This is a genomic window from Enterobacter sp. 940_PEND, from assembly GCF_001059415.1.
GTDB lineage: Bacteria > Pseudomonadota > Gammaproteobacteria > Enterobacterales > Enterobacteriaceae > Enterobacter > Enterobacter cloacae_M.
In genome coordinates this window covers 1-6,173 of the sequence record NZ_JUMS01000089.1, presented here as the reverse complement: position 1 = coordinate 6,173, position 6,173 = coordinate 1, and the positions used below count along the sequence as shown (strand labels likewise).

The 6,173-nt window shown below is 52.6% G+C and carries 4 protein-coding genes and 1 pseudogene; 4 read left to right on the top strand and 1 reads right to left on the bottom strand.

What is annotated here, in order from left to right; translation table 11 throughout:
* The first annotated feature begins 285 nt into the window (after positions 1–285).
* From lacI to ADJ24_RS23550, 4 genes and pseudogenes are all read left to right on the top strand, one after another.
* Complete coding sequence (gene lacI, locus ADJ24_RS12330) at positions 286–1,368, top strand: DNA-binding transcriptional repressor LacI (protein ID WP_007851507.1); 1,083 nt, start codon at positions 286–288, stop codon at positions 1,366–1,368.
* Positions 1,369–1,489: 121 nt separating this feature from the next.
* The gene (lacZ, locus tag ADJ24_RS12325) at positions 1,490–4,564 is read left to right on the top strand and encodes a beta-galactosidase (RefSeq protein ID WP_048702577.1); all 3,075 of its coding nucleotides are present in this window, start codon (positions 1,490–1,492) and stop codon (positions 4,562–4,564) included.
* 51 nt (positions 4,565–4,615) lie between these two features.
* Entirely contained in the window at positions 4,616–5,869 is a 1,254-nt protein-coding gene (gene lacY, locus ADJ24_RS12320) for a lactose permease (RefSeq protein ID WP_003846917.1), read from the top strand.
* Between the two features lie 65 nt (positions 5,870–5,934).
* Positions 5,935–6,075, top strand: a pseudogene (locus tag ADJ24_RS23550) (maltose acetyltransferase domain-containing protein); the annotation flags it as partial.
* 14 nt (positions 6,076–6,089) lie between these two features.
* On the opposite strand, the gene ADJ24_RS12315 reads toward ADJ24_RS23550, so the two are convergent.
* Positions 6,090–6,173: IS1 family transposase (locus ADJ24_RS12315; RefSeq protein ID WP_032083315.1), on the bottom strand; the 84-nt coding region annotated here is incomplete at its 5' end.

Here is a 6,173-nt window from a genome sequence, read left to right as displayed (position 1 = left end):
TGCTCAGGCCGAGATCCGCCGTCTCCAGAAAGAGCTGAAACGGGTTACCGGTAATGCTGTCAACCTGTTGATGACTATTTTAATCTGTAGTCATTCAATCCTTGTAACATCAGGATGATCCTGGTGTCAGTGAAAATACGAAATCAACACGTTGGTATCATTACCCACCTGTGAACTGACGTCGGCATTTTGAATCTCACTTCGGCGTGCCCCCTCCGAATGGCGCAAAACATTTCGTGGTATGGCATGATAGCACCCGAAGAGAGTCAATTCAGGGTGGTAAATGTGAAACCAGTAACGCTATACGATGTCGCAGAGTATGCCGGTGTCTCTTATCAGACCGTTTCCCGCGTGGTGAACCAGGCCAGCCACGTCTCTGCGAAAACGCGGGAAAAGGTGGAAGCGGCGATGGCGCAGCTGAACTACATTCCCAACCGCGTGGCACAACAACTGGCGGGGAAACAGTCGTTGCTGATTGGCGTTGCTACCTCCAGTCTGGCCCTGCACGCGCCGTCGCAAATTGTCGCGGCGATTAAATCTCGCGCCGATCAACTGGGTGCCAGCGTGGTGGTGTCGATGGTAGAACGAAGCGGCGTCGAAGCCTGTAAAGCGGCGGTGCACAATCTTCTCGCGCAACGCGTCAGTGGGCTGATCATTAACTATCCGCTGGATGACCAGGATGCCATTGCTGTGGAAGCTGCCTGCGCTAATGTTCCGGCGTTATTTCTTGATGTCTCTGACCAGACTCCCATCAACAGTATTATTTTCTCCCATGAAGACGGTACGCGACTGGGCGTGGAGCATCTGGTCGCATTGGGTCACCAGCAAATCGCGCTGTTAGCGGGCCCATTAAGTTCTGTCTCGGCGCGTCTGCGTCTGGCGGGCTGGCATAAATATCTCACTCGCAATCAAATTCATCCGATAGCGGAACGGGAAGGCGACTGGAGTGCCATGTCCGGTTTTCAACAAACCATGCAAATGCTAAATGAGGGCATCGTTCCCACTGCGATGCTGGTTGCCAACGATCAGATGGCGCTGGGCGCAATGCGCGCCATTACCGAGTCCGGGTTGCGCGTTGGTGCGGATATCTCGGTAGTGGGATACGACGATACCGAAGACAGCTCGTGTTATATCCCGCCGTTAACCACCATCAAACAGGATTTTCGCCTGCTGGGGCAAACCAGCGTGGACCGCTTGCTGAAACTCTCTCAGGGCCAGGCGGTGAAGAGCAATCAGCTGTTGCCCGTCTCACTGGTGAAAAGAAAAACCACCCTGGCGCCCAATACGCAAACCACCTCTCCCCGCACGTTGGCAGATTCCTTAATGCAGCTGGCACGACAAGTTTCCCGACTTGAAAGCGGGCAGTGAGCGCAACGCAATTAATGTGAGTCAGCTCACTCATTAGGCACCCCAGGCTTTACACTCTATGTGTCCGGCTCGTATGTTATGCGAAAATGTGAGCGGATAGCAATTCACGCAGGATACAACTATGACAATGATTACGGATTCACTGGCCGTCGTATTACAACGTCGTGACTGGGAAAACCCTGGCGTTACCCAACTTAATCGCCTTGCGGCACATCCCCCTTTCGCCAGCTGGCGTAATAGCGAAGAGGCTCGCACCGATCGCCCTTCCCAAGAGTCGCGCAGCCTGAATGGTGAATGGCGCTTTGCCTGGTTTCCGGCACCAGAAGCGGTACCAGAAAGCTGGCTGGAGCGCGATCTTCCTGACGCCGATACTGTCATCGTCCCCTCAAACTGGCAGATGCACGGTTACGATGCGCCTATCTACACCAACGTGACCTATCCCATTGCGGTCAATCCGCCGTATGTTCCCACGGAGAATCCGACGGGTTGTTACTCGCTCACATTTAATGTTGATGAAAGCTGGCTACAGGAAGGCCAGACGCGAATTATTTTTGATGGTGTTAACTCGGCGTTTCATTTGTGGTGCAACGGGCGCTGGGTCGGTTACGGACAGGACAGTCGTTTGCCGTCTGAATTTGACCTGAGCGCATTTTTACACGCCGGAGAAAACCGCCTCGCGGTGATGGTGCTGCGCTGGAGTGACGGCAGTTATCTGGAAGATCAGGATATGTGGCGGATGAGCGGCATTTTCCGTGACGTCTCGTTGCTGCATAAACCGAGCACGCAAATCAGCGATTTCCATGTAGCCACTCACTTTAATGATGATTTCAGCCGCGCTGTACTGGAGGCAGACGTTCAGATGTACGGCGAGCTGCGCGATGAGCTGCGGGTGACGGTTTCTTTGTGGCAGGGTGAAACGCAGGTCGCCAGCGGCACCGCGCCTTTCGGCGGTGAAATTATCGATGAGCGTGGTGGTTATGCCGATCACGTCACCCTACGTCTGAACGTCGAAAACCCGAAACTGTGGAGCGCCGAAATCCCGAATCTCTATCGTGCGGTGGTTGAACTGCACACCGCCGACGGCACGCTGATTGAAGCAGAAGCCTGCGATGTCGGTTTCCGCGAGGTGCGGATTGAAAATGGTCTGCTGCTGCTGAACGGCAAGCCGTTGCTGATTCGCGGCGTTAACCGTCACGAGCATCATCCTCTGCATGGTCAGGTCATGGATGAGCAGACGATGGTGCAGGATATCCTGCTGATGAAGCAGAACAACTTTAACGCCGTGCGCTGTTCGCATTATCCGAACCATCCGCTGTGGTACACGCTGTGCGACCACTACGGCCTGTATGTGGTGGATGAAGCCAACATTGAAACCCACGGCATGGTGCCAATGAATCGTCTGACCGATGATCCGCGCTGGCTACCCGCGATGAGCGAACGCGTAACGCGAATGGTGCAGCGCGATCGTAATCACCCGAGTGTGATCATCTGGTCGCTGGGGAATGAATCAGGCCACGGCGCTAATCACGACGCACTCTATCGCTGGATCAAATCTGTCGATCCTTCCCGCCCGGTACAGTATGAAGGCGGCGGAGCCGACACCTTCGCAACCGATATTATTTGCCCGATGTACGCGCGCGTGGATGAAGACCAGCCCTTCCCGGCTGTGCCGAAATGGTCCATCAAAAAATGGCTTTCGTTGCCTGGAGAGACGCGCCCGCTGATCCTTTGCGAATACGCCCACGCGATGGGTAACAGTCTTGGCGGCTTCGCTAAATACTGGCAGGCGTTTCGTCAGTACCCCCGTTTACAGGGCGGCTTCGTCTGGGACTGGGTGGATCAGTCGCTGATTAAATATGATGAAAATGGCAATCCGTGGTCGGCTTACGGCGGTGATTTTGGCGATAAGCCGAATGATCGCCAGTTCTGCATGAACGGTCTGGTCTTTGCCGACCGCACGCCGCATCCGGCGCTGACGGAAGCAAAACACCAGCAGCAGTTTTTCCAGTTCAGTTTATCCGGGCGAACCATCGAAGTGACCAGCGAATACCTGTTCCGTCATAGCGATAACGAGCTCCTGCACTGGATGGTGGCGCTGGATGGCAAGCCGCTGGCAAGCGGTGAAGTGCCTCTGGATGTCGCTCCACAAGGTAAACAGTTGATTGAACTGCCTGAACTACCGCAGCCGAAGAGCGCCGGACAACTCTGGCTAACGGTTCACGTAGTGCAACCGAACGCGACCACATGGTCAGCAGCCGGACACATCAGCGCCTGGCAGCAGTGGCGTCTGGCGGAAAACCTCAGCGTGACACTCCCCTCCGCGCCCCACGCCATCCCGCAACTGACCACCAGCGAAACGGATTTTTGCATCGAGCTGGATAATAAGCGTTGGCAATTTAACCGCCAGTCAGGCTTTCTTTCACAGATGTGGATTGGCGATAAAAAACAACTGCTGACGCCGCTGCGCGATCAGTTCACCCGCGCACCGCTGGATAACGACATTGGCGTAAGTGAAGCGACCCGCATTGACCCTAACGCCTGGGTCGAACGCTGGAAGGCGGCGGGCCATTACCAGGCCGAAGCAGCGTTGTTGCAGTGCACGGCAGATACGCTTGCCGACGCGGTGCTGATTACCACGGTCCACGCGTGGCAGCATCAGGGGAAAACCTCATTTATCAGCCGGAAAACCTACCGGATTGATGGAAGTGGTCAAATGGCGATTACCGTTGATGTTGAAGTGGCGAGCAATACGCCACATCCGGCGCGGATTGGCCTGACCTGCCAGCTGGCGCAGGTAGCAGAGCGGGTAAACTGGCTCGGATTAGGGCCGCAAGAAAACTATCCCGACCGCCTTACTGCGGCCTGTTTTGACCGCTGGGATCTGCCATTGTCAGACATGTATACCCCGTACGTCTTCCCGAGCGAAAACGGTCTGCGCTGCGGGACGCGCGAATTGAATTATGGCCCACACCAGTGGCGCGGCGACTTCCAGTTCAACATCAGCCGCTACAGTCAACAGCAACTGATGGAAACCAGCCATCGCCATCTGCTGCACGCGGAAGAAGGCACATGGCTGAATATCGACGGTTTCCATATGGGGATTGGTGGCGACGACTCCTGGAGCCCGTCAGTGTCGGCGGAATTCCACCTTAGCGCTGGTAGCTACCATTACCAGTTGCTCTGGTGTCAAAAATAATAATAACCGGGCAGGCCATGTCTGCCCGTATTTCGCGTAAGGAAATCCATTATGTACTATTTAAAAAACACAAACTTTTGGATGTTCGGTTTATTCTTTTTCTTTTACTTTTTTATCATGGGAGCCTACTTCCCGTTTTTCCCGATTTGGCTACATGACATCAACCATATCAGCAAAAGTGATACGGGTATTATTTTTGCCGCTATTTCTCTGTTCTCGCTATTATTCCAACCGCTGTTTGGTCTGCTTTCTGACAAACTCGGGCTGCGCAAATACCTGCTGTGGATTATTACCGGCATGTTAGTGATGTTTGCGCCGTTCTTTATTTTTATCTTCGGGCCACTGTTACAATACAACATTTTAGTAGGATCGATTGTTGGTGGTATTTATCTAGGCTTTTGTTTTAACGCCGGTGCGCCAGCAGTAGAGGCATTTATCGAGAAAGTCAGCCGTCGCAGTAATTTCGAATATGGTCGCGCGCGGATGTTTGGCTGTGTTGGCTGGGCGCTGTGTGCCTCGATTGTCGGCATCATGTTCACCATCAATAATCAGTTTGTTTTCTGGCTGGGTTCTGGCTGTGCATTCATCCTCGCCGTTTTACTCTTTTTCGCCAAAACGGATGCGCCCTCTTCTGCCACGGTTGCCAATGCGGTAGGTGCCAACCATTCGGCATTTAGCCTTAAGCTGGCGCTGGAACTGTTCAGACAGCCAAAACTGTGGTTTTTGTCACTGTATGTTATTGGCGTTTCCTGCACCTACGATGTTTTTGACCAACAGTTTGCTAATTTCTTTACTTCGTTCTTTGCTACCGGTGAACAGGGTACGCGGGTATTTGGCTACGTAACGACAATGGGCGAATTACTTAACGCCTCGATTATGTTTTTTGCGCCACTGATCATTAATCGCATCGGTGGGAAAAACGCCCTGCTGCTGGCTGGCACTATTATGTCAGTACGTATTATTGGCTCATCGTTCGCTACCTCAGCACTGGAAGTGGTTATTCTGAAAACGCTGCATATGTTTGAAGTACCGTTCCTGCTGGTGGGCTGCTTTAAATATATTACCAGCCAGTTTGAAGTGCGTTTTTCAGCGACGATTTATCTGGTCTGTTTCTGCTTCTTTAAGCAACTGGCGATGATTTTTATGTCTATTCTGGCGGGCAATATGTATGAAAGCATCGGTTTCCAGGGCGCTTACCTGGTGCTGGGTCTGGTGGCGCTGGGCTTCACCTTAATTTCCGTGTTCACGCTTAGCGGCCCCGGCCCACTTTCTCTGCTGCGTCGCCAGGTGAATGAAGTCGCTTAAGAAATTAATGTCGGATACGGCGCGAGCGCCTTATCCGACCAACTTATCAGGACGGAATGTTAAAAATGAACATGTCGATGACAGAAAAAATAAAAGCAGGCAAGCTATTTACCGATATGTGCGAAGGCTTACCTGAAAAAAGACTTCGTGGGAAAACATTAATGTATGAGTTCAATCACTCGCATCCATCAGAAGTTGAAAAAAGGGTAATGACTCCAACTTATTGATAGTGTTTTATGTTCAGATAATGCCCAATGACTTTGTCATGCAGCTCCACCGATTTTGAGAACGACAGTGACTTCCT